The organism is Litoribacillus peritrichatus, from assembly GCF_039537985.1.
Classification (GTDB): Bacteria; Pseudomonadota; Gammaproteobacteria; order Pseudomonadales; family Litoribrevibacteraceae; genus Litoribacillus; species Litoribacillus peritrichatus.
Genome location: NZ_BAABBN010000006.1, coordinates 21,348 through 44,935 on the forward strand (window position 1 = coordinate 21,348; position 23,588 = coordinate 44,935).

At 46.7% G+C, this 23,588-nt stretch carries 24 protein-coding genes and 2 tRNA genes; 14 read left to right on the forward strand and 12 right to left on the reverse strand.

The annotated features are described in order from the left end of the window. Window positions 1-142: 142 nt before the first annotated feature. From ABD744_RS09280 to hemA, 4 genes are all read right to left on the reverse strand, one after another. Window positions 143-895: a HesA/MoeB/ThiF family protein gene (locus tag ABD744_RS09280; protein ID WP_344797794.1), complete on the reverse strand. Its 753-nt coding sequence runs from the start codon at window positions 893-895 to the stop codon at window positions 143-145. Further along, complete coding sequence (gene prmC, locus ABD744_RS09285) at window positions 888-1,763, reverse strand: peptide chain release factor N(5)-glutamine methyltransferase (protein ID WP_344797796.1); 876 nt, start codon at window positions 1,761-1,763, stop codon at window positions 888-890. The genes ABD744_RS09280 and prmC overlap by 8 nt, the downstream gene beginning before the upstream one ends. Before the next feature lie 18 nt (window positions 1,764-1,781). Next, the gene (prfA, locus tag ABD744_RS09290) at window positions 1,782-2,864 is read right to left on the reverse strand and encodes a peptide chain release factor 1 (protein WP_344797797.1); all 1,083 of its coding nucleotides are present in this window, start codon (window positions 2,862-2,864) and stop codon (window positions 1,782-1,784) included. 61 nt (window positions 2,865-2,925) lie between these two features. Next, the gene (hemA, locus tag ABD744_RS09295; protein ID WP_344797799.1) at window positions 2,926-4,203 is read right to left on the reverse strand and encodes a glutamyl-tRNA reductase; all 1,278 of its coding nucleotides are present in this window, start codon (window positions 4,201-4,203) and stop codon (window positions 2,926-2,928) included. A 245-nt stretch (window positions 4,204-4,448) separates the two neighbouring features. Between hemA and ABD744_RS09300 the strand changes: the two genes are divergently transcribed. The 9 genes from ABD744_RS09300 (at window position 4,449) to ABD744_RS09340 (ending at window position 11,851) form a co-directional block, all read left to right on the forward strand. Continuing rightward, window positions 4,449-6,221 carry a tetratricopeptide repeat protein gene (locus ABD744_RS09300; RefSeq protein ID WP_344797801.1) on the forward strand — a complete coding sequence of 591 codons (1,773 nt, stop codon included), beginning with the start codon at window positions 4,449-4,451 and terminating at the stop codon, window positions 6,219-6,221. 65 nt (window positions 6,222-6,286) lie between these two features. Next, on the forward strand, window positions 6,287-6,901 hold the full coding sequence (gene lolB / locus ABD744_RS09305; RefSeq protein ID WP_344797803.1) for a lipoprotein insertase outer membrane protein LolB: 615 nt from the start codon (window positions 6,287-6,289) through the stop codon (window positions 6,899-6,901). Window positions 6,902-6,911: 10 nt separating this feature from the next. After that, the gene (gene ispE / locus ABD744_RS09310) at window positions 6,912-7,811 is read left to right on the forward strand and encodes a 4-(cytidine 5'-diphospho)-2-C-methyl-D-erythritol kinase (protein ID WP_344797805.1); all 900 of its coding nucleotides are present in this window, start codon (window positions 6,912-6,914) and stop codon (window positions 7,809-7,811) included. Window positions 7,812-7,833: 22 nt separating this feature from the next. Beyond that, window positions 7,834-7,908, forward strand: a tRNA-Gln gene (locus ABD744_RS09315). A gap of 51 nt (window positions 7,909-7,959) precedes the next feature. Beyond that, complete coding sequence (locus tag ABD744_RS09320; RefSeq protein WP_344797807.1) at window positions 7,960-8,901, forward strand: ribose-phosphate pyrophosphokinase; 942 nt, start codon at window positions 7,960-7,962, stop codon at window positions 8,899-8,901. Window positions 8,902-9,033: 132 nt separating this feature from the next. Continuing rightward, on the forward strand, window positions 9,034-9,657 hold the full coding sequence (locus ABD744_RS09325) for a 50S ribosomal protein L25/general stress protein Ctc (RefSeq protein WP_344797809.1): 624 nt from the start codon (window positions 9,034-9,036) through the stop codon (window positions 9,655-9,657). Window positions 9,658-9,741: 84 nt separating this feature from the next. Then, window positions 9,742-10,326, forward strand: a complete 585-nt coding sequence (gene pth, locus ABD744_RS09330; protein ID WP_344797811.1) for an aminoacyl-tRNA hydrolase — start codon at window positions 9,742-9,744, stop codon at window positions 10,324-10,326. Window positions 10,327-10,612: 286 nt separating this feature from the next. Further along, window positions 10,613-11,704 carry a redox-regulated ATPase YchF gene (ychF, locus tag ABD744_RS09335; protein ID WP_344797813.1) on the forward strand — a complete coding sequence of 364 codons (1,092 nt, stop codon included), beginning with the start codon at window positions 10,613-10,615 and terminating at the stop codon, window positions 11,702-11,704. 70 nt (window positions 11,705-11,774) lie between these two features. Continuing rightward, window positions 11,775-11,851 (forward strand) — tRNA-Met (locus tag ABD744_RS09340). Window positions 11,852-12,283: 432 nt separating this feature from the next. On the opposite strand, the gene ABD744_RS09345 is transcribed toward ABD744_RS09340, so the two are convergent. After that, on the reverse strand, window positions 12,284-13,054 hold the full coding sequence (locus tag ABD744_RS09345) for a Crp/Fnr family transcriptional regulator (protein ID WP_344797815.1): 771 nt from the start codon (window positions 13,052-13,054) through the stop codon (window positions 12,284-12,286). Between the two features lie 147 nt (window positions 13,055-13,201). Here ABD744_RS09345 and ABD744_RS09350 point away from each other — a divergent pair, with 147 nt between their 5' ends. The 5 genes from ABD744_RS09350 to ABD744_RS09370 all read left to right on the forward strand — a co-directional run bounded on the left by ABD744_RS09350 (window position 13,202) and on the right by ABD744_RS09370 (window position 19,506). Continuing rightward, window positions 13,202-13,642 (forward strand): CopD family copper resistance protein, encoded by a 441-nt coding sequence (locus ABD744_RS09350; RefSeq protein WP_344797817.1) that lies wholly within the window; start codon window positions 13,202-13,204, stop codon window positions 13,640-13,642. A gap of 196 nt (window positions 13,643-13,838) precedes the next feature. Further along, window positions 13,839-14,342 (forward strand): hypothetical protein, encoded by a 504-nt coding sequence (locus tag ABD744_RS09355; protein WP_344797819.1) that lies wholly within the window; start codon window positions 13,839-13,841, stop codon window positions 14,340-14,342. A gap of 146 nt (window positions 14,343-14,488) precedes the next feature. After that, a complete protein-coding gene (locus ABD744_RS09360; RefSeq protein ID WP_344797821.1) occupies window positions 14,489-15,976 on the forward strand; it encodes a hypothetical protein in 1,488 nt (495 codons plus the stop codon). Next, complete coding sequence (locus ABD744_RS09365; protein ID WP_344797823.1) at window positions 15,976-18,144, forward strand: TonB-dependent receptor family protein; 2,169 nt, start codon at window positions 15,976-15,978, stop codon at window positions 18,142-18,144. Before ABD744_RS09360 ends, ABD744_RS09365 begins: the two co-directional genes overlap by 1 nt. A gap of 57 nt (window positions 18,145-18,201) precedes the next feature. Beyond that, the gene (locus tag ABD744_RS09370; protein WP_344797825.1) at window positions 18,202-19,506 is read left to right on the forward strand and encodes a hypothetical protein; all 1,305 of its coding nucleotides are present in this window, start codon (window positions 18,202-18,204) and stop codon (window positions 19,504-19,506) included. Between the two features lie 57 nt (window positions 19,507-19,563). Here the strand turns inward: ABD744_RS09370 and ABD744_RS09375 are convergent, their stop codons facing one another. From ABD744_RS09375 to ABD744_RS09400, 7 genes are all read right to left on the reverse strand, one after another. After that, entirely contained in the window at window positions 19,564-19,986 is a 423-nt protein-coding gene (locus ABD744_RS09375; protein WP_344797827.1) for a hypothetical protein, read from the reverse strand. A gap of 110 nt (window positions 19,987-20,096) precedes the next feature. Then, window positions 20,097-20,348, reverse strand: a complete 252-nt coding sequence (locus ABD744_RS09380; RefSeq protein WP_344797829.1) for a hypothetical protein — start codon at window positions 20,346-20,348, stop codon at window positions 20,097-20,099. 29 nt (window positions 20,349-20,377) lie between these two features. Then, window positions 20,378-20,491 carry a papain-like cysteine protease family protein gene (locus ABD744_RS23170; RefSeq protein WP_425562158.1) on the reverse strand — a complete coding sequence of 38 codons (114 nt, stop codon included), beginning with the start codon at window positions 20,489-20,491 and terminating at the stop codon, window positions 20,378-20,380. Between the two features lie 231 nt (window positions 20,492-20,722). After that, a complete protein-coding gene (locus ABD744_RS09385; RefSeq protein ID WP_344797831.1) occupies window positions 20,723-21,226 on the reverse strand; it encodes a hypothetical protein in 504 nt (167 codons plus the stop codon). Between the two features lies 1 nt (window position 21,227). Beyond that, a complete protein-coding gene (locus tag ABD744_RS09390) occupies window positions 21,228-21,401 on the reverse strand; it encodes a hypothetical protein (RefSeq protein WP_344797833.1) in 174 nt (57 codons plus the stop codon). A gap of 75 nt (window positions 21,402-21,476) precedes the next feature. Continuing rightward, complete coding sequence (locus ABD744_RS09395; protein ID WP_344797835.1) at window positions 21,477-22,139, reverse strand: hypothetical protein; 663 nt, start codon at window positions 22,137-22,139, stop codon at window positions 21,477-21,479. An 80-nt stretch (window positions 22,140-22,219) separates the two neighbouring features. After that, entirely contained in the window at window positions 22,220-23,437 is a 1,218-nt protein-coding gene (locus ABD744_RS09400; RefSeq protein WP_344797837.1) for a hypothetical protein, read from the reverse strand. Window positions 23,438-23,588 lie beyond the last annotated feature (151 nt).

The following is a 23,588-nucleotide window of genomic DNA, read 5'->3' on the forward strand; positions in this document are numbered from 1 at the left end:
AAGGCCAAATAAAGTTTAAGACTCTTATTTCAATTATTGATTTGAATTGGCTTTCTGTACAACCTGATGAGCAAATTTACTTACTCTTACAAGCACAAAATCGTATGGAACCAACCATGCATTTGATCACAATATCCGCGTGCTAAGAACACACCGAACACTTAGGGTCTTTTTTTAATTTTATAGAGCGCCATTCATGGCTTAGCGCATCGAAGACTTGCAACTTACCCACCAAAGGCTGCCCAATTCCGGCCTCCAGTTTTATTGCCTCTAAGGCCTGCAAAACCCCCATCACACCAACAACCGGGCCAAGCACACCATTTTCAGAACAAGTAAGCTCATGGGACTCAACGTCGCCATACAAACACTGATAACAAGGCGAATCTGCCTTTTCAGGGTGATAAACAGACAACTGCCCTTCAAAACCAATCGCCGCCGCCGACACCAAAGGCTTGCCAGCCTGCCAACAACAACGGTTAATCAAAAAACGACTGTCGAAGTTATCAGTACAATCCAGAACCACAGAAGCACTTTCAATTTGCTTGATTAATGCCGCTTCCGTCAGACGTTGAGTAATTACATCTATCTGGATCGAATCATTATTTTTAAGCAGCTGATCCCGAAGCGCCTGAACCTTGGCTTCGCCGACCTGATCGGTTGTAAATGCCACCTGCCTCTGAAGATTGGTCAGGTCCACCGAGTCATCATCTACCAATGTCAGCCGGCCGATCCCGGCGGCCGCCAAGTACATAGCAGCAGGATTGCCCAGACCGCCCGCCCCAATAATCAACACGGATGCCGCAGAAATGGCGGCCTGGCCAGCGATATCGACTTGTGGCAACATAATTTGTCGGCTGTATCTTAATAACTGATCATCGTCCAAAAAATCATCCATGCTCTTCTCCGTAGACCCAACCAAATGTAAAACGATCCTGAGATCCGTAGTCCTTACCGGAAGCTACTTTAACAAAACCTTGCGCGGTGAAGATAGCCTGAACCGCTTCAGCCTGATCATAGCCATGCTCAATAATCAAACACCCTTGTTCAGCCAAATGCCGCCGTGATTCGGAAACAATCTTACGAATGTCCTGTAATCCATCCTCTCCGGACACCAAAGCACTGCTCGGCTCAAACACCACATCGCCTTCCGACAAATGCGGATCAGACGCAGGAATGTAAGGCGGATTACTGACAATCAAGTCAAACGACGCCTGACCCAACGCCGAAAACCAATCACTTTCCACCACAGTCACGCGCTGCAGACCCAATGCTTCTGCATTTTCCCGAGCCAACTGCACCGCCTCAGATACCCGATCGCATGCAACCACCGACCATTGTGGTTTTTCGTACGCCAAAGCAAGCGCTATCGCACCGGTGCCTGTGCCCAAATCCAGAACAGACAAGAGGCTCTTCTCTGCATAGCGATCAAGAATCCACTCAATTAATACTTCGGTATCCGGGCGGGGAATTAAGGTGGTGGGAGATACTTTAAACGGCAAAGACCAAAACTCTCGCACACCGGTTAAGTGCGCCACCGGGTGACCTTGCTGGCGTTCACGCAATAACCCAGTCAATTTGGAGTATTGCGCTTCCGTAAGAGATTTTTCTGGCCAAGTATAAAGATAGGTACGATTGACCTGAAGGACATGACATAACAAAACTTCCATATCCAGTTTTGCAGACGGCGAGTCAGGTAAAAGCTCACTTGCCATCGTCAACCAAGACTGGATAGGCGTTGTTAGTGCGGGGAATAAATGGGACATTTCTTACCCGAATAAAAATCAGTTAGCTAACTCGGTCAGCATCTCTGCCTGATGTTCATTCACTAACGGCTGAATCAAGCTGTCCAGATCACCTTCCATCACCTCGGCCAACTTATACAACGTCAGGTTGATTCGATGATCACTTACTCGCCCTTGAGGGTAGTTGTAAGTTCGAATTCGCTCCGAACGGTCACCACTGCCGACCAAACTCTTGCGTTGATCCGCCGCTTCTTTCTGAGCCGAATCTTCCTGAGCCTGCTTCAGGCGCGATGCCAACAAAGACATCGCTTTGGCGCGATTCTTATGCTGCGAACGCTCGTCCTGACATTCAACAACCACACCAGTTGGAATATGGGTAATACGAATGGCCGAATCAGTTTTGTTGACGTGCTGACCACCTGCGCCAGACGCTCGATAGGTATCAATACGCAAATCGTTCTTATTGATGTCGATGTCTTCCAACTCATCCGCTTCAGGCATAACCGCAACCGTACAAGCCGACGTATGAACCCGCCCCTGGGACTCCGTCTCAGGCACTCGCTGTACACGATGCGCACCCGACTCAAACTTCAGACGAGAATACACATCCTGACCAACAACACGGGTGATGATTTCTTTAAAGCCACCGTGCTCGCCATCGTTCTGGCTGATAATTTCGATGCGCCAACCCAAGGTTTCAGCGTACCGGGAATACATTCTGAACAGGTCGCCCGAGAAAATCGCCGCTTCGTCACCACCGGTTCCGGCACGAATTTCAAGATACACGTTTTTGCCATCGTTCGGATCTTTTGGCAGCAGCAGTTTCTGAAGTTCCAGTTCAAGCGATTCAATCGCTTCCTGACAAGCATTGTATTCTTCCTGACCCATCGCTTTCATTTCAGGGTCGGAATCGCTCATCAGCACTTTCGCTTCTTCGAGATCTTCCAACGCCTGCTTGTACCGACCGAAGCATTTAACCACAGGTTCAATTTCAGAATACTCAACGGACAACGAACGGAATTTATTCTGATCTGAAATAATTTCCGGATCACTCAACAAGGCACCCACTTCTTCATAGCGGTCTACCAGGTTATCCAGTTTTTCTAATATGGACGCTTTCATAAATAATTACTTAATACACTCTAATTAGTGGGATTGAGTTTATCGACTTTCAGCCAAAACTCTAATCTTCGGATTCATTCCGGGTCAGCTCACTCAAGCCGTACAACTCTCTGGCGGCGTCAATCAGCTCCAAACGACCTTCTGAACTGGCACGACGAATGTTCACCGTCGGCTCGTGAATCAGCTTATTGGTTAAGGTCCGAGCCAGCTGAGCAATCACTTTCTCAGGGTTTGTCCCCTTAGAAAGCTGCTGTAATGATTTTTCTAATTCGGTTTCTGTGATATCGGCCGCCTGCTGCCGGAACTCTGTTAACGTGGAAACCGCATCCAGGCTTCTTAACTGTTGATTAAACTTATCAACACCGCGACCAACCAGCAATTCGGCATGTTCCGCCGCTTTCTGACGGCTTTTTCTGTTTTCTTCGACCACTTCGTGAAGATCATCAACGGTATATAAATACACATCCTCAAGATCGGCCACCTGAGGTTCAATGTCACGAGGGACAGCAATATCAGCCATAAACACCGGCTTAAAACGACGCTTCTTCATCGCCTCCTCGACCATCCCCTTCCCAAGGATAGGGAGCTGGCTGGCGGTGGATGAAATCACGATATCGGCATCCGCAAGATGCTCAGGAATGTCTGGCAACATAATGGCTTTAGCCGAAAAGCGTTTGGCCAACTCTTCGGCACGGGTAAGCGTGCGGTTCGCCACCACAATTTCCTGAACACCCTGTTCTTTAATATGACGGGTCACCAAGTCAATGGTTTCACCGGCCCCGATCAACAACACCTTACATTTAGAAAGGTCTGAGAAAATGTGCTTCGACAAACTCACAGCGGCATATGCCACTGACACCGGGTTTTCACCAATCGCGGTTTCAGTGCGAACCTGCTTAGCCACAGAAAAAGAAGATTCAAACAAGCGCGATAATAAAGAACTGGCTGTCGCGGCTTCTCTCGCCACACTGTAGCTGGACTTTAACTGCCCCAGAATCTGAGGTTCACCCAGCACCAAAGAGTCCAATCCACAAGCCACCCGCATAATATGACGGCAGGCTTCGCCCTCTGTGTGGTGGTAAATCGCCCGTTCCAGATCGCCTCGGTTGACCTGATGATAATGCGACATCCAATCAAGCAAAGAAGTTTCCACGTCGCTTTCCGACGAAAAGTAAATTTCCGTTCGGTTGCACGTGGATAAGATAGCCACTTCGCTCATGCCGACTTGTTTTTTCAGACGATGAAGAGCATCAACAACTAGCTCAGGACTGAAAGAAACTTTCTCCCGAACCTCAACTGTCGCGGTCTTATGATTAATGCCAAATATACCTAGCGCCATGCGTTGCCGACTTATGTCCCCAAAAACAAAGTACCAAAACCATAAAAACCGGATATTATCCACGGTTTTGCAGGGTTAATGTACCTTTTTTTGTGCTTTTTTTAATAGTACTAAGCTGGTAGTGTTAGCCATTCAGACTGTTTATCTACCGCTTTATCTTGTTCAATAACGGTCACCATAGTAATTGATTTAAACTTCAGCTATTAGATTTAAATCAAAAAAGAATCTATCAATAAGGACAACACATGAAATTGCTGCTTTGGATTGCCATCATTTCAGTCAGCGGTTGTGCATCGCTGGGCGGCAAAACAACAGAGACGGATAATCAGCAAAAGACAGCGTCCAGCGTCAGCCCCCAAGAAAGCAAAGATTACCCGACTCGTCCTTTTGAAACCGATACGCTATACAATCTGCTGGTCGCAGAAATCGCAGGCCAAAGGAGTCAATACGACTTAGCGCTGGAACACTACCTTATTGAAGCCAAAAACACCCAGGACCCATGGGTGGCTGCCCGCGCTTCTCGAATCGCCCAATATTTAAACGAACCTCAGGCCGCCGCAGAAGCCGCTGACATTTGGCGTAAAACCGACAAAAAGAACATTCACGCACACGTCACCGCTGCCACCAACTGGTTGAAGCAGCACCAGATTCCAAACGCCATTAGCGCACTGAAAGACGCATTAGCAATTACCGACTCAATCAGCCTTGAACAAGTTTACCTGACCGGAAAAGAGCTACCTCAGGCATTCCAGCAACCCATGTTAGATGGTATTGACGAGCTGCTCGCCATCTACCCGAAACACATTCGCTTACACTTCACCAAAGCCTTGCTGCTGGATGATTACAACCGTAACGAAGAAGCCATCGCTGCAATTAAAACACTGCAACAAGCAGGGGAAATGACGCCGCCGCATTACATCATGCTTGCCAAACTGTACAGCAAAGCCAACGACGAAAAAGCATCCCTTAACACTCTAAGTACAGGCTGGAATAATTACACTGGCGATAAAACTCTGGGGCTTTTATATGGTCAGGCCCTGGCTGACGATAAGCAAACCAAAGCCGCAGTCAAAGTACTTGACGACTTACTCGAAGAACACCCGTCCGACGACGAAGTCATCTTGACTTCCGCATTACTTAAAGCAGAACTTGGCTATTTTGACGAGTCAGAAGCGCTGCTTTTGCAAACCACAGACACCAAACAAAAGAACAACAGCTGGTACTTTTTAGGCCAATTATACGAGCAGCAAAACAAGCATGAGCAAGCCATTCATGCCTACAGTCAGGTTGGTGAAGGTAAGAACCTGATTTCAGCGGTAACCCGTGCAACCACCATCATCAAAGACACTCAAGGCCTTGATCTAGCCCGTGAATATTTGCGGGGCCTGCACCAAACCATCCCGGATCAAACACCTCGACTCATCCAGATTGAAGCCGAATTTCTAAGAGATGCCAACGAATTGTCGGAAGCGCTGACGCTCTATAACGAAGCGCTGGAACTTGAACCAAACGACAGTAACCTGCTTTACGGCAGAGCCATGGTGTTCGACCTCAGTAATGATATCGTCAGCATGGAAGCGGATTTAAAAACCATCATTAATAACAATCCGAACAATGCCATCGCCCTGAATGCACTGGGTTACACACTGGCCGACAAAACCGATCGCTTAGAAGAAGCCAAAGATTACATTGAACGCGCCTTCACGCTAAACCCGAAAGACCCGGCCATTATTGATAGTCTAGGCTGGATTTATTTCCGCCTGGGCGATGTCCAAAAAGCCGAACTATTACTTGCCCAAGCCTATACCTTATTCAAAGATCAGGAAGTTGCCGCTCATCTGGGCGAAGTATTGTGGGTTCAGGGCAAAAAAGAACAAGCGCTTAAAGTCTGGATTGACGGCCTGCGTCGCAATCCAACGGGCGCAAAGCTGATCAGTACCATGAAGCGCTTCAACATTGACGTGAACCTGAAAAAAGACGAGGTCGACCATGCGGATCAAAACGAACAGAATCAATAGTGCTTGAGTTTCCGACTTCAGAAAAAACTTTGGATTACTAACCCGTTCGATCAGGCCACACCTTAATGACACGTCTCCTTTCCATAGTGATGATCGCCCTGCTGATGCTGCAGGGCTGCTCAACACTGCACGACATGCCCACACAAACCGAACCATTAAGCACTCAAACACCTTCCCACTGGGCTCAACACCTGGACGCAATCCAGCAACTGAACGACTGGAAGATTTCAGGCAAAGTCGGCGTCGTCACCCCCAAGCAAAGCCAAACCGGCTACATTGACTGGCAACAGCAATCCGCCGTTTTTGACATTAATATACGGGGCACGCTGGGCTTTGGCGGTTTAGATCTCAGTGGAGATCAGGACTGGGTGACCATCAAAGTGGATGAAAACAACCAACGCACCCTGCCAACCGACATTGCTCTGGAACGCTATCTTGACTGGGAGTTCCCCATCAATTCGTTAAAATTCTGGATCAAAGGGATTCCAGCCCCTAATCAAACGGTCCAATCCCAACAATTCAATCAGCACGGGTTGCTATCGCGACTGATTCAACAAGGCTGGGACATTCGCTTACTGAACTATGAAAAGCACAACGACGTCTTTCTTCCACATAAAATCATAGCCCGCAGCAATGGCTACAAAGTAAGCCTTGTATTGTCTGACTGGGCCTTTCAATAGCGTAGTAACAATGTCACCAATTACAGTTCCGGCGCCAGCCAAATTAAACTTATTCCTGCACATCACCGGTCAACGGGACAACGGCTACCACGACCTGCAAACGCTCTTTCAGTTCATCACGCTCCACGATCAACTGACCTTTGAGCCTCTGCAGGATGACACCATCATCGTCTGCAACAGCAAACTCAGCCATAAAGCCGCCGAGCACATACATCAAGAAGACAACCTGATATATAAAGCCGCAAAGGCCTTATTGCCCTTCCGGACTAATCAAACAGGCGTTCAAATTGAATGCGACAAACAAATTCCCTCCGGGGCAGGTCTCGGTGGAGGCAGCTCAGATGCGGCCACGACGCTTTTGGTGTTAAACGAACTTTGGAACTGCCAGCGCACCAATGACCAACTCAAAGAAATCGGTTTAAAGCTCGGGGCCGATGTCCCGATATTCATTCATGGTCAGGCCGCATTTGCCGAAGGCGTGGGGGAAAACCTCACCGCAGTAGAGGTGAATGAACCTTGGTACGTTATCATTAAACCCAATGCTCACATCAGCACCGCAGAAATTTTTTCGCATCCTGACTTGACTAGAAACACATCACCGATCACAATATCGGCCGCTCTGAAGCAAGGCGGTCATAATGACTGCGAAAAAGTCGTCAGAAAGCTGTATCCGGATGTCGATATTGCAATGAATTGGCTCAGTCAGTTCAGTCCTGCAAAATTAACCGGTACAGGTGCTTGTGTCTTTGCTGAATTCAGTGAACAGCAACAAGCGGATGAAATTGCAAAACGGTACCGTCAACAAGGCAAAGCCTTTGAAGACAGTGTGTATGTTGCGCAAGGCATCAACGACAATCCTGCACACAGAGCGTTGCGGGAACAGATTGACCTGGCTAACGCTCTCAGTTGATCCTATCCTGTTTAAAGTTTGTTGGGGTATCGCCAAGCGGTAAGGCAACGGGTTTTGATCTCGTCATGCGTTGGTTCGAATCCAGCTACCCCAGCCACTTACTACTAAACCCAATTATTCAACCAGCTCCCCTAAAAGGTGTCGCGAAGTGTCCAAGTTAATGGTCTTTACGGGTAATGCTAACCCGGAACTCGCAAAAAAGGTGGTTGATCAGCTTTGTATTACTATGGGTGATGCAACAGTTGGTCAGTTCAGTGATGGTGAAATTCAGGTAGAACTGAATGAAAACGTACGTGGTAAGGACGTATTCATCGTCCAATCAACTTGCGTACCAACAAACGATAATATCATGGAACTGATCATCATGGCCGATGCTCTGCGTCGTGCTTCAGCAGCAAGGATTACCGCTGTTGTTCCTTATTTCGGCTATGCTCGCCAAGATCGTCGTCCTCGTTCAGCCCGTGTACCTATCAGTGCTCGCGTTGTCGCAGATATGATGCAAACATCCGGCATCGACCGCGTTCTTACAATGGACTTGCACGCTGACCAGATTCAAGGTTTCTTCAGCATTCCGGTAGACAACATTTATGGCTCACCGGTCTTGCTAGACGACATCGAACGTCAAAACTACGACAACCTTACCGTCGTATCTCCTGACGTAGGCGGTGTAGTTCGAGCTCGCGCACTGGCAAAACTGCTGGGTGATGAGCTGGCGATCATTGATAAACGTCGCCCACGCGCCAACGAAGCGGAAATCATGCACATCATCGGTGACGTCGAAGGTCGCACTTGTGTATTGATCGACGACATGGTCGACACAGCCGGCACACTTTGCCAGGCTGCTGCAGCATTGAAAGCCAATGGTGCAGAAAAAGTTGTGGCTTACTGTACACACCCTGTACTTTCCGGCCCGGCAGTAGAACGTTTAAATTCATCGCACGTAGATGAATTGGTAGTAACAGACACCATTCCTTTGACAGGCGTAGCGGCGAACAGCCCACGCATTCGTCAATTGAGTGTTTCTGGCCTGTTGGCTGAATCGGTACGCCGCATCAGCAACGAAGAATCCATCAGCGCAATGTTCCGTTAATACAGCAGACTCCGTCTTCTTTATTAATTCATTGCCTGATAACTCGACGCTGAATCCGCATGAACGATTCAGCGATATAAAACTTCCAGTCTCGCTGGTCGCAAGCAGATTGGTACATTGAAGGTAAATACAATGGTTGATTTCGTATTAAACGCAGAAGTTCGCGATGATCAGGGGAAAGGTGCGAGCCGCCGCCTACGTCGTGAAGCTGGTAAAGTTCCGGCTATCATTTACGGTGGTGCTAAAAACCGTAAGCCACAGTCAATTACTTTGGCTGCAAACGAACTGGACAAAGCATTGATGAACGAAGCGTTCTTCTCTCACGTCCTGACTTTGAAAGTTGGCGACAAAGAAGAGCAAGTAGTTCTTAAAGACCTACAGCGTCACCCGGCTAAGCCTGTGATCTATCACGCTGACTTCCTACGTGTAACTAAGAGCACTGTTCTTACTAAGACTGTTCCTCTTCACTTCATCAACGAAGACACAAGTGTTGGTGTTAAGCAGCAAGGCGGTAAGATCTCTCATAACGCAGCTGACATTCAGATCAAGTGTACTATCGCTACTCTACCTGAGTTCATCGAAGTAGACATGGCAGCGGTTGAAGCAGGTCAAACTGTTCACCTTTCTGACATCAAACTGCCTAAAGGTGTTTCTTCTGTTCAGCTTGCTCTTGGCGCTGACCACGATGCAGCAATCGCTTCTATCGCTAAGAAAGCAACTGCAAGCGACGAAGAAGGCGAAGCAGCTGCTGAGTAATTCTCTGCACGCTGTAATGTAGATCGTTTTTAAAACTCGAATTTTAAAATCTGGATTTAAAAACGCTGCACACAAGGAACCGGCATGACTGACATTCGTTTAATCGTAGGCTTGGGTAACCCAGGCAGTGAATATGATCAAACCCGTCACAATGCCGGTTTTTTGTTTCTGGATGAAATTGCCCGCCAATACAACGGCAACTTCCGACCAGAAAAGAAATACGCAGGCGAATACTGCAAGGTTCGTATCAATGGTGAAGAAGTCCACCTTCTCAAACCTATGACTTACATGAACCGAAGTGGTCAAGCCGTTGGCCCTCTGGCTAACTTCTACAAGATCTCCCCGGAACAAATCCTTGTTGTTCACGATGAACTGGACATCCCTCCTGGCACAGCCAAATTAAAAAAAGGCGGCGGTCACGGCGGACATAATGGCCTGAAAGACATCATTCGTTGTTTAGCCAACAGCAAAGAATTTCATCGTTTACGCATTGGCATCGGCCACCCAGGCGACAGCAAACTCGTCGCAAATTTTGTGCTAAAAAAAGCCCCTCTGGCTGAAATGCAATCCATCGAAGCAACCATTGATGAAGCTGCGCGAGTCCTTCCGTTATTTTTAGACGGCGACAGCAGCAAAGCGATGAATCAGCTCCACAGTTTTAAAGGTTAATTTCCGCTGCGCAATTTCTCTTAAGAACTTGTCGTTAAGAACTTGCCGTTAAGAACCTGTCGTTAAGAACTTTCCGTTGCGAACAACGCTCACCTTAGCCACTTTTATCCATCTCTCGCACGCCTTTGTTCAGAAAATCACCAACAACGCTTTCAACCACTATACCTGCACGTAAAAACCCCTATAATAGCCCCTTTCAAAATTTTCATCCGAGCAACATCGATTAGCTTCTTTCTGATTTCAGGGTTGCTATCTCCCGCTCGCACAACGTATACAGGTATAATTCATGGGTTTTAAGTGCGGTATCGTAGGCTTACCAAACGTTGGTAAATCAACACTGTTCAATGCATTAACCAAAGCAGAAATCGACGCAGCTAACTTTCCGTTCTGCACCATCGAGCCAAACTCCGGCATTGTACCTATGCCCGACCCACGCCTGGAAAAACTGGAAGCCATTGTTAACCCAGAAAAAGTCATCCCGACCACAATGGAGTTCGTAGACATTGCAGGCCTGGTAAAAGGCGCTTCCAAGGGTGAAGGATTAGGCAACCAATTCCTGGCCAACATCCGTGAAACCGACGCCATTGCTCACGTTGTGCGCTGTTTTGAAGATGAAAACGTCATTCACGTTGAAAACCGTATTGATCCGGCCGATGACGTTGATGTTATCAACATGGAACTGATTCTGGCCGATCTTGAAAGCGTTGAGAAACAACATCAGAAAGTTCAGCGAACAGCCAAAAGCGGCAACAAAGACGCCATCAAGCAGAAAGAACTGCTGGAAAAGCTCATTGCTCACTTCGAAGCAGGTTTACCGGCACGCACCCTTGAGCTTTCAGACGACGACTGGAAAACCGTTCGCCAGTTCCACCTGATTACCAACAAACCAACCATGTACATCGCCAACGTTGACGAAGAAGGCTTCGAAAATAACCCTCACCTGGACACAGTACGTGAAATCGCCGCCAAAGAAGGCGCTGTGGTGGTTCCTATCTGCAATAAGTTAGAAGCAGACATAGCCGAACTGGAAGACGAAGAAAAAGAAGAGTTCCTGGAAGAAATGGGCATGGACGAAGCAGGCCTTGACCGAGTTATCCGTGCAGGCTATGAGCTTCTGGGCCTTCAGACCTACTTCACTGCCGGCGTTAAAGAAGTTCGCGCCTGGACTGTCAAAGTGGGAGCAACAGCACCACAAGGCGCTGGCGTGATTCATACCGACTTCGAAAAAGGCTTCATCCGTGCTGAAGTCATCAGTTACGACGATTTCATTGAGTTCAACGGTGAAAGCGGAGCCAAAGAAGCCGGTAAATGGCGTTTGGAAGGTAAAGACTACATCATCAAAGACGGTGACGTAGTGCATTTCCGCTTCAACGTATAAATTTTTAAGAAAACTTCGAATTATGTATTGACAGAACCCGAGTCGATCTCCATAATGCGCAGCCTGAAGTGGCAACGTAGCTCAGCTGGTTAGAGCACAGCACTCATAATGCTGGGGTCGGCAGTTCAAGTCTGCCCGTTGCTACCACTTATTTTAAAAGCCTGCTTTCTTAAGCAGGCTTTTTTCGTTTCTACCCTATTGTTTCTCTGAGATGCCAGCCACGCAAAACCCCACTTAGAAGCCGCCTAAGGATATTTAGTGATTGCAAAGCGAAGTAACCGCAGTAAATTGAAGAACTCCATAGATTATTAATATGAATAGAACGATAAACATCTTAGTGTATATCCTCATCTTCTTACTCGTCATATGGCAATGGCGAACCATGAGTGAAGGAATGAAAGATCTCACTTTCTATACAGTTTTCTTGATTACTTTAATTCAGGGGAACGTCTTAATGTTCAAATTAGAAAAACTCAAAGAAAAGCTTCGAGTACAAAACAGCGAGGAATAAACGGAGTCTTTCTGCATCAACATCTCAAAAAAATCGGCTTATCCATTTCGTTCCACTGAAAACATTCCTTAAAGCCATTTCGGCGCCAAGTTACAGCAACCCGCCATACTTGTGTTTTGAACGCCGGATTGATCCATCATCAGATTGCCGGAAGTAATTAAAGGCAAATTCACAAGGTCGCACATTTTCTTGATATCCAATAACACTACGGTCTGTCTTTTGCCACTGATGGCTTCTGCCTGACGTAACCGTTGAAATAGCCGGGACAGGGTTTCCGGGGCAATATTCAATTGCCCGGCCAGAATAGAGTGCGATACGGGCAGAGTTAGCCATTCACTGTGTTGAAGCTGATGCTGCTCAAGTAAATAAGCGACCAAGCGCTGGCCGGCATTTTTTAGGGTTAGCTGGTCTATCCGATTGACCGTTTGATGCAGTCGCGTCGACATGGCAGATAGCAACTGCATGGCGTAATCCGGGTTATCTTTGCAAAGATCCAACAAAGCTAAGCGCGAAAAAATCAGCAATTCACAATCCTGTTCGGCTCGCGCACTGACCGGATAAACGTTCGGTTTCATGAACATGGCCGATTCCGCAATCGTATCGCCATTTCGTACTTGCTGGAACACCTTCTCATCCCCTTCAGGAGACAAGCGGTACAAATTAATCACTCCAGAGGTCAGCTGGTAAAAGTAATCCGCCTCTTCCCCTTCATGAAATAAATGCTTACCTGCTTTCAATTTACGGCGCCGCATACCATTCGTCAGGTGGGCACGGTACTGAGCCGAAATATCCTTAAAGATCAACGAACTTTGCAATGATTCTTGTATGACCAGATCCATATTTTCCACCCAATTGACAAATGTCATTTATATTCTGGCGAAGAACATTATCATAATCGAGAATCATTTGCATATAGCATGCATTACTGTTCACTAGCGATGGCTGCTTTCGTGCAAAAGCCTCTTATTGATTTGGAGTAAAAGTTCATGAGTTACGGAGTATTAGTCGGCTTACATTTATTGTGCGGCTCTATTTTTATTGGCATCGTGGCATTTGAAGTGCTCATTCTCGAAGGCATACGCCCTCATCTGCCCGCCAGAACCATGGCACTGGTAGAACAAGGCATTCATTTACGGGGCCGTAAAATCATGCCGTGGGTGGTGGTGACCTTATTTGCTTCGGGCATCACTATGGCCTATCAACATTACAGCAATATTGGCTGGCCGTTTGACAGCAGCTTTGGCACCTTGCTGGCCGTCAAGATTCTTCTAGCACTCAGTGTGCTCGTTCATTTCATTATTGCGATGAAACACTCCATCTGCGGTGACATGACTTCTAAGCGCTTTAAGTACACCCACCTCAGTGTTTTTGCACATATGTTGGCGATTATTTTCCTGGCCAAGGGGATGTATTACATCCAATGGTAAGCATCAAAAGCTTAGCCGCATAAGTTTTCACATTATTTTTATCACTCACACCTCAACTTGATAAATGTCATTTGAGTTTGAAAAAGTTCCGATAGACTAATACAAATGATAATCACTTAGATTTAAGAATGTCGGTGATTATCGTATTGAAGGTACCAATGTGTACCGGCCTATCAACTTTATTACGAGCGTAACGATGAAACTAACACATATATTTTCAGCCTCCATTCTAGCCTTAGCTTGCTCTGCCGGTTCCGCGTTTGCAGGAACGCCGGGACTAACAGGCATACATACAGGCAACTATGACTTACAAGTCAAAACCACCTCTGGTGCTTTGAAAGCAATCAGCTACAAGAGTTACAGCTGGACCTGGGATTTTGATGCGCAAACGGCCACGTTTGACGGGGGTTATATCAGAAGCCCGCACTCCATCATCCCTCTGGCATACAAAGCGCATACTCCGATCGAGCTGACTGACAATGGCGATGGAACCTACACCGCTGATTACGAATTCCAAGCGTATAACCCCCTCTACGGCAATCCAAAGGCTGCGACCAGCACTACCTTTGAAATTACCGACACAGGCTCAGGGCTACAAATTAAGACGCTGGATACAAACAACAATGGCGTACCCGGAACGCCGATCATCGGCATTTTCCCATTCGACATTGAATTGGACTGGGCTGGCGTAACCAATTGATTTGAAGCATTCCGCAATCTTTGAAGACGTCGGCTATTCAGACTTTTTCGAAGATTGCAGAACAGAGGATTGAAACCTGATTATTCAGGATAGTCATTCAACCGCTTCAACGTTCACACATGATCTGACTCTTTAATGGCACTCTTATGAACACTGCATCTGTACCACGACTTTTATTTGTTTCTGCGCTCATCAGCCCTATCGGGGTTGCGATGGCACAAGACCCTCTACCACAAGCAGCAGGTACCCCGGGAATCACCGGGGTGTATCTTGGAAAACACGCACTCACCATGAACACCATGGATGAGAATGCGATGAACGCACTTGTGCTACCTCGCACGAACTTGAACGGCGTTGAATACATCGTTCTGGGCAACAGTATCTCCGATGCCTTGTGGCAATGGGATTTTGATAACCACAGAATCACCTGGGGCGGAGATAACCTGTTCGCCATGGGCATGGTGAAAACCCCTTATCAGCCGTATGCGCAGGAAACCATCGCACTCAAAACAGGCAACCTTGAAACCTTCCCCACCATCAATAACATCAATGAAGTGACCATGGACTTCACCGACAATGGGGACGGCACCTACACCGCTGAATACGCTCAAAAAATTCATTTAAGCATGCAAAACTACCCCATGGCAGCAACCAGCACCACGTTCCGAATCACCCAAACAGCGGATGATAAGCTGGACATTGTCACCATCGACCATGAAGACGGCGAGTTGGATGGTGTGCCCGGCACCCAAATTGAAGGGGTTTTCCCGTACGTTGTTCAACCTCAGTTTGATTCCACGGAAATGCACCTAGAGCTTGGAACCGACAGCAATGACGACGGCATCACCGACCTGGCCGCCAACTTATTAGGCTTAGAAGCAGCAACACTCGATAGCGACGGCGACGGCCTCAGCGATGCGGATGAAATCGGCGTCTTCGTTCGCCCCACCGACACAGACCACGACGGCATTGCTGATATTCACGAACCCGGTGACGTTTCTGAGCTCAGTGACGTCATTGGCGGCATCAAGTTAATAACAGGTGAAACCGTCGCCGTTGAATCACGCGATGATATCGCATTTTCATTTTCGACCGTCACGGCACTGAATCTGACGCTTGATGCGGTGCAAGTGCTTGATGGTGAAGAACCTCCGATTCAAAGTGAAGATGGAAAAACGTTTCACTATTCAATGATCAATTTCCTGTCCGACAGCCAGATGTTTGAGGGCAATGAATTAGCCTTCACCCTGACGTTTTCTGAGGGTATCCCGGAAGGCCTGCAGTTGAGTCAAAAACTGCTCACTGTCGGGTTTGATATGGAAACCATGCAGCCACTGCACACCATTAGCTACCCAAGCATTCCCTGGGTTCAAAACGCAAATAATGAGAACGCCATTGATTTTGTCATTCCTCATGACATGACGCTTTCTCGCGATAAGCAACTGATCGTTGGCCACACTCAAGAACCCGCCCCGGATGAAACCCCTGACAATGCAGGCACAGCATCAGAAGCCGGATCTAAATCTGGGTCAGGCTCCGGTGGCGGTAGCTTCGGCTGGTCGTTCATCCTTGCCCTGTCTGCGCTGACTCTGAACCGACGAAAACTGTCGATCAAACAACAGGAGCGTCGTTAATGCGTTCTGCTTTAACCAGACTCATTTGCACCGCTCTATCTCTTTCGGCTTGGCCTCTCTTGGCCAGCGCCGAAGAGAATACTGCACCACAGAGTGATGCGCCACAGAATGATGCACCACAGAATGACAGAACAGTGGTACAGGAGTCGATGACAGTAATCGGTGAGACGGACAATAACCAAATTGAACTCACCGGCCTCACAGAAACACTGGCCAATGTGCCGGGCGGCACCAATCTCATTGATCTGGATGAGATGAACGGCAGCCAGGCCTCGCTGGCAAAAGTACTGAATTATGAACCCGGCATCGTGGTGCAGGAGTTTTTTGGTGGCAACGACCAGCCAAGAATCAATATCCGAGGCTCTGGCATCCAGGACAATCCGGTCAACCGGGGCATTCAGTTATTGTACGACGGCCTGTCGCTCAACCAACCAGACGGCTCATTTATTATCGGTTTACTGGACGCCGAACAAGCCAAATACATCTCGGTTTACCGGGGCGCTAACGCCATGCGCTATGGAGCCACAACACTGGGCGGGGCAATCAATTTGCATCCCCGCAATGCAAGCAACAGTGAACGGTCGCTCAAGGTGGAAGCGGGATCTTTTGGCTTGCGTAAAGCAGCCTTAGACCTAAGCAATCAATGGAACAATTGGGACTACTACCTCAATGCCAGCCATTATCAGCAAGACGGATTTCGCAATCACAGCGAAGGCGAACGCGACAGCCTGGCGCTGAACATCGGCTACCAAAACCTCGAATGGGAAAACCGCAGTTACATCAACATCACCGACAACCGATTCGATATCCCCTTCCTGTTGACCAAAGAAGAAGCGACAAACAACCCGGAATCCGTCATGGGCGAAGGGGATACACCGATGGATGAACTGCTGAACATTCCGATTCGCGAACCCTTCCGCGACAGCCAGCAATATCGGCTGGCCAATAAAACCAGCTACCACGGTTTAAATGCCTCCCACACACTTGGGGTCTACGCAGAAAAAACAGAGGATACATTCAGAAATCCACTCAGCCAGAGCGACACCACAACGCATAACTATGGCCTGGATTATTCGACCGATTACACTCATATCAGTGAAAGTGATTTAGCAACGAACTATCTGCTGTTTGTTTCTGCTAATCAGGGCGCTATGCCCAGAGAGTATCACGCCATTAACCCCGTTAATGGCAGCCTGATGCAGCAATTTGCGGATGTGGACTTAACGGCATCCAACATAGTCGCGGGCGGCCAGATCACACAGGACATCGGCCTGAACTGGAAAGCGCTGGCTTCGATTCAATGGGCATACAACGACCGAGAAATTGAAGACCGTAAAAACCCCGGTGTTTTGGACAGCCAACTCACCTATTCTGAACTGAACCCCAAAGTCGGCCTGATCTGGTCACCGGAACTCGATCAACGTTACTACGCAAACTACAGCGCCAGTTCGGAAGCCCCGAACTTCTGGCAACTGGCCACCGTCTCGGCCTCCCCTCATGATCCACTGAACAACTACCTGTTCATCAACGATTTAAAAATGCAGACTGCCAACACCATTGAAGTTGGCACTCAGCAACAATGGTCGAGACTGAGTTGGGAGTTGTCTTATTACTATTCCCTCGTAGATGACGAACTTATTTCAGTGGTTGGCGATTTCGCAGTCAACGGTAAAACCATCAACTACGACGGTCGAACCATTCACCAAGGCATTGAATTCGGGTTGAACGCGGCAGAAGAATCCGTATTCATGGCTGGTGACCAGATCATCGGGAAATTGGTTTATAACTACAGTGACTTCCGATTTGACGACGGTGCCTACCAAGGCAACCGAATCGCCGGCATTCCTACCCACCTAATTCAGGCCGAATTCGGCTACAGACCGACCCATCAATGGTACTTAGGGGCCAATGTTCGTTGGCAACCGGAAGAAACCTGGGTGGATCACATGAATACCGAATCCGTTCAACAGGACGCGTTTTTCCTATTGGGTTTAAAAACCAGTTACAAACCCAGTGATCTGCTCAATGTGTTTATTGAGCTGAACAATGTGACCGATGAAACCTACCAGACCTCCTACGCGATCCGAGGGCAAGGCGCGCCCGACCTGCCCACCTTTATCCCAGGCGCAGGCTTTAACTTCTCCACCGGAATGAAGGTCAGCTGGTAATGACATCGGCTTTTTATAAACAGGCACCAAGATTAATTAAATGAGAGTTACCGACTTATGGACTTCGAGAAACGATTCAAAAACTGGCTGATACTGTGCCTGTTGCTCTTTTCTGGCTTACTTCAGGCGGAAGGCACCGCTGGCCTGACCGGCGTTTACTCCGGCGAATACGGCATTACCATGCGGGCCGCACCAACCGGCGCCATTCTGGGTGAAGGCGTGCAAACAGTCACCTGGCACTGGGATTTTGATGCAGGTACGGCCACCATGTCAGGCACGACCCTCTCGGTTGGCTTTAACTACGCCATACACGACCTCAACAACACCGACCCGGACAACGACACGCTTCACTTTAATGACAACGGCGATGGCACTTACACCCTGTATTACGCGTTGCAGATTTACCACCCAGGGTTGGGCAACCCAATGGCGAATACCTCAACCACCTTCCGTATCACCAAGACAGACAATCATCTGGACATCATTACTCTGGACGACGAAACAGGCCCATTGGATGGAATACCCGGCACTCAGATACCCGGCGTCTTCCCACTCACCATTGAACCGGATTTCCGTGGCTTTGCGACGCTGGAAGGTTCAGACAGCAACAACGACGGGCTGACCGACGAAAGAGCACAAGCACTGGGGCTGGACCCTAAACTCAATGACAATGACGGCGACGGCATCAATGACACGATTGAACTGGGCGACGACTTCAACAACCCATTAGACACTGATGGCGATGGCGTTATTGATGCCTTGGAATACGGCGATGCGGCCCAAAACCCTCAGTTGGCGGAAGGGATCAAACTGATCTCCGGCGATGAGCTGTCGCTATCAACAGAAAATAATTGGGTTCTAACGGCCGTTGCCGTCGGCAGTATGCAGCTGGAAGTGGATAACATCGAAGACGTAGACGACATTGTTAATAAAGACTCAACGCTCGGAGACCCAGGCTTAAAGTATTCATTAGGAAACATCAGCTTTACCGCCTCTCTGCCCGACGGACTTCCCCCTTCGGACGCCGTCTCCGTGCGCTTTACCCTCTCTTCCCCACTGCCAGAAAAACCCTTGGTCTATAGCATCGAAGCCCAAGGCAGCGGCAAATACGCCCTGCTTCCCACCGAGGATTGGAAAGTGATTGACCCAAACACCATGGAAATCACCTGCTACAACGGCAGCTCGCGAGATATCGATGGGGAATATGATCAGCGAATGTCTGCTTCCATTGCAATTACAGGAAATACCATTGGTGGGGTTAAACGGGATGACACCAGTGCCGGCGGGGGGAGTTTTAGTCTGGTGTTGTTTGTCTTATTGGTAATTGTTTCTGTAGGAAGACGCTATTTTATAAGTTATTAGATCAGAAATTTTTCATTCCAACTTTTAGGAATCAATGGCTAAGTCCATTGATTCCCTTCACTTCGTAAAAAGCTCTTCCCATTCAAAAGAAATATTGCTTTCAGGCTTAACATCAGCAGAGGCAATAGGAACCAAATAAATAAAATATTCATCACTAAGTCCCTCTAAAGAATTCACTAATATAACTGCTAATTTCCTTTGACTACTCATTACATTTAATTTTCCCCAAGCCCTTTTTTCTCCATAATTTCTTAGTTTAACTAACAAATAATTACTCTTATTATTGAACGAAACGTAGTCTTCATTCTGCTTCTCTTGAAGAATCCCATAAAGATATTTCAGATTCCCTGAGTAAATCTTAATTTCAATTTGATGAGAGTACTCTTTGTTAACAAAGACTGAATCACTAAATTTAGTAATAGCAATTACTATCCCTATAAGCACAAAAACAATAAAAGGTAGTTTTCGCCATAACTTCATTATCTTTCACCAAATAAATCGCTCGTGTTTAAAGCAAAATCCAGGGCTTCACTGATTTTATGGAACAACAAAAAGTCCAGCTAACAACCAGGCTTAAGGCACCTATCAAATTAAAATTCACCCACTTCAGCAGGAAAATCTACAGATTCTTCTCTATAGATCTTGAACATCAATCTGTTCATATTCTTTGCCTCGCCAACGTCTTTATGCAAAATTTCTTGAAGTACATCTCTGTACTCCATATAAGGCACAACGCCTTCACATACATTACTCTCAACTACCAGTTCGTGATCACCATATTTCAAGGACAATAAATACGAGCCCTTCTTTTTAGTTTCACAATTCAGAATAGTTAACTTCATAATTTATTGCCCCACACTGAATAACTGGCCTAAGTATTCTGAAATTCGGTCATATCCATTTTATACTTAGTTGCTTGCCAAGGATCTCGAATCATTACACGACCTGCGTCATCCAACCCATCAACAACAACCCAGTGACCTATTTTTTATTCCCTCTTTCCCCAGAGCTGTGAGCCCCAAGATCCAGTAAAAGACAAGCCATGAAGTGTGCCAATATCTTCAGCATCAATCCAATTTCGAGAATCAGATAAGTCAGCTTGTTGAGCACCGACGACAATTGGGCTTCATAGGTTGCTCCATTAATCAATTGGGGTCAGAGCAAGAGCCCAATAAAAATGAACCAGCTTAAACCCAGCGCCTATGCCCGTTTCTATTTACTCTGGCCCCATTGATTTTAATTCCAATACTCGAAACCCTATTAGACTTTCGGCGCCAACTATTTTTACTAATTCACCAACTTTACAAGTATCTTCAATAAATAAACCTTGTGAAACACTTGTTCTATAATAGCCTTCAACATCATCTATCGTGACAGTCATTAATCTGCCACCGAACCTTTCGATACAAACTCCATTAAAAGTAGTTATTTTATTTTGATAATAAAGTCCAAAAGGCTTAACTAAAAAACCAGGGTCGATCACAAAGTGAAACCCCATTAATATAGCAATCATGGAAATATTTCCCGAAGTTAACTTTCTTAAGAGATATAAAGTAGTTGCCATAATTAAAATTAAAAAAATAGGTATTACAAATACAACTACGATCCTTTCAGACGGAACAAGCATATTTATAGACATGAAAAAAGGAAGAAGCAGCCATGCAAACATAATAAATGTAAAAAACGGCATGTCATATTTTTTGACAAAATCATTTTTCATTTTAAAAACCAATAGAAATATCTGACAAGTCTACATCCTCCAGTCTAGATAGACCTAGATTGCTCATATCTTGCTGTATCTTGGCTGTATTGACATCGAGAACATAAGTAAAAGCTACTTCAGTAGATTTCGCTGCAATAACATCAACACCCGGCATAGGAACGGCAACCCCCACAGTAATTCCTACTGCACCAGTAGGCGATGACTACCGTGACGTCATTAAACGCCATCTCATTAAGATAGTAATCGCTTAGTCCCACAATGCATCATATTGTTTTCTGAGTTGCTCTTCTGTTACATCCTCAGAACATATCAGAGGTAATGCCTTGGGTAAAATCTCCCTGATTATATCCAGATGACTAGTACCTTTATCCCTCAATGCATGTTTGAAATGGGTGTTACTTGGCATGAAGTGTGTTAAATAAAAACGCCTAGTTTTTAGATTATATTCGCCTACGAAATCAATTACTCGATTTCTGTCTTTAAAGTTAGAAACCTCCGAAAAATAACCATAACAATCGGTCACTAACTCTTTCTGCATCTCTAATACCAAATAGATTTTATTGTTAGCATCATAAACAGATATATGCCCACTCGGCCCTGCTTCGGGAACGTATTGCTTAAATTCACCACTTTTTTGAAGCACATAAATTGAATCCGAAATAAGAGTTTTAAAATCTCCTCCTTTCGCTTCAATGTACCAGTCGTACTTCAAGTACTTAAACAGATCACTATCAAGCGTAAAATAATCTCTTCTAACTACATGCCGATATGAAAACCATTGCCTGTCATAAGCTTGCATCTGCCTTGTAACTCTAACTGTTTCATGGTCACCAGTTGGAATAGGCAATAAACAACCTGAAAGCAGCAGAGAAGCAAACAACACCGCAGCTTTAAAACAGTAAATTGGCATCCAATCCTCAGGAGTCAAATAGAAGTACAATAGGATTAGGTATTTTTAAAACCTAACCCTTTTTATAGTCAACAGAGAATTTAAAAAACAAAACTCCGCTTTTCAGGCGACAAGGCATCGTAGCCCAGATTCCATTGTTTCTTACCGTGATCGGATTGGCTATAAAAACCATCCAGTAAACGTTTCTTTTGTTCGTGGGAGAAATCGGTACGGATTTTTGAGGTAAGGTTTTGAAGTGCGCGTGTCCGTTGTTTGCCCGTTAACCCTGTGGTCAATTGGAAGACTTGGTCTTCGCTCAGGTTTCTAGGCAAATAAAACGAAAGCATACTGATCGCTTCCACCTTGCGATCTTGTGCCCAATCGGTTTGATCATAAAAGCCGGAAATCAGCGCCAGCCCACCGTCGAAGGAAATCGGATATTGAGCACCGGACAATAAGGCTTTCAAAATGTCATTTCGTCTGTCGTTTACGGAAGACACCAGCAAGGTTTTCAGGTCTTCTTCGGTTAAGTCCCGTGGGCGATGGCGAATCAGGTGTTTCACCACTTCCGCACGTTCGTCCCAGTTCCATTTATCATCGCTGATGCCTTCGTGCACCAATTTAAAGTAAGTTGGTTTATCCAACGGCATGGGTAAAAACTTACGAATACTTAAAACCGCATCGGCACGTTTGTCGTTATTCAGTTTTAACACGCCGTCCAGGCTCAAGAACGGGTGCGCCTGAATGGCCGGGATACTTGCGTTCGAAGTGTGCGTTACCGGGCCAACGTCCGGGCAGTTGACCGGAGAAGACGTCACGACGGGTGTCGTGGTTGGGCAGTCCACAGCGACCGACGGAGCCGGGTTTGAATTCGAAGATTGCTGTTTCAGCGCAAGGCTGTCTTTCAGAATTTTGTTTTGTTCGGTGATTTGATCCAGGCGGGTTTTGTAATCACGGCATACGCTGATGTACTCCCGCGTTTGATCCTGAAGCTTGGTCAACTGGCCCTGAAGTTGTTGTTTCTCTTCAACCAGAGCGGAGGTGCCTTTGTTTTGATTGTCTGACGCAGCGATGCGCTTTTGAAGTTCTGCAACTCGTCCCTGAAGCTTGGCCAGCTTTTTCTCTAATCCTTGGTTGGAAGCCGTTAAAGCCGAGTTACTTTCTATCAATTGAGCTTGCTTCTCAACACTGCAAGCCACCGAGCGATCCAGCTCAGAAAAATTAGTGTCGTAACGATCTTTGGCCAAGACAGGCAACGACACAGAAGCAACTGCACAGGTCAGAAAAGATGCCATGAATGGCCGGGTATACTTTGACATAGCAATGTCCTTATTACGTGATTTCCGTTATTCAATGGGAACTACATTAGCACAAAAATTAATTATTTTAGAATAAGCAAGCACTTACATCATTATCTGGATATTTTCATAATTTGGCCGATACAAACTAAGTCAGAAACGATAGACTGAT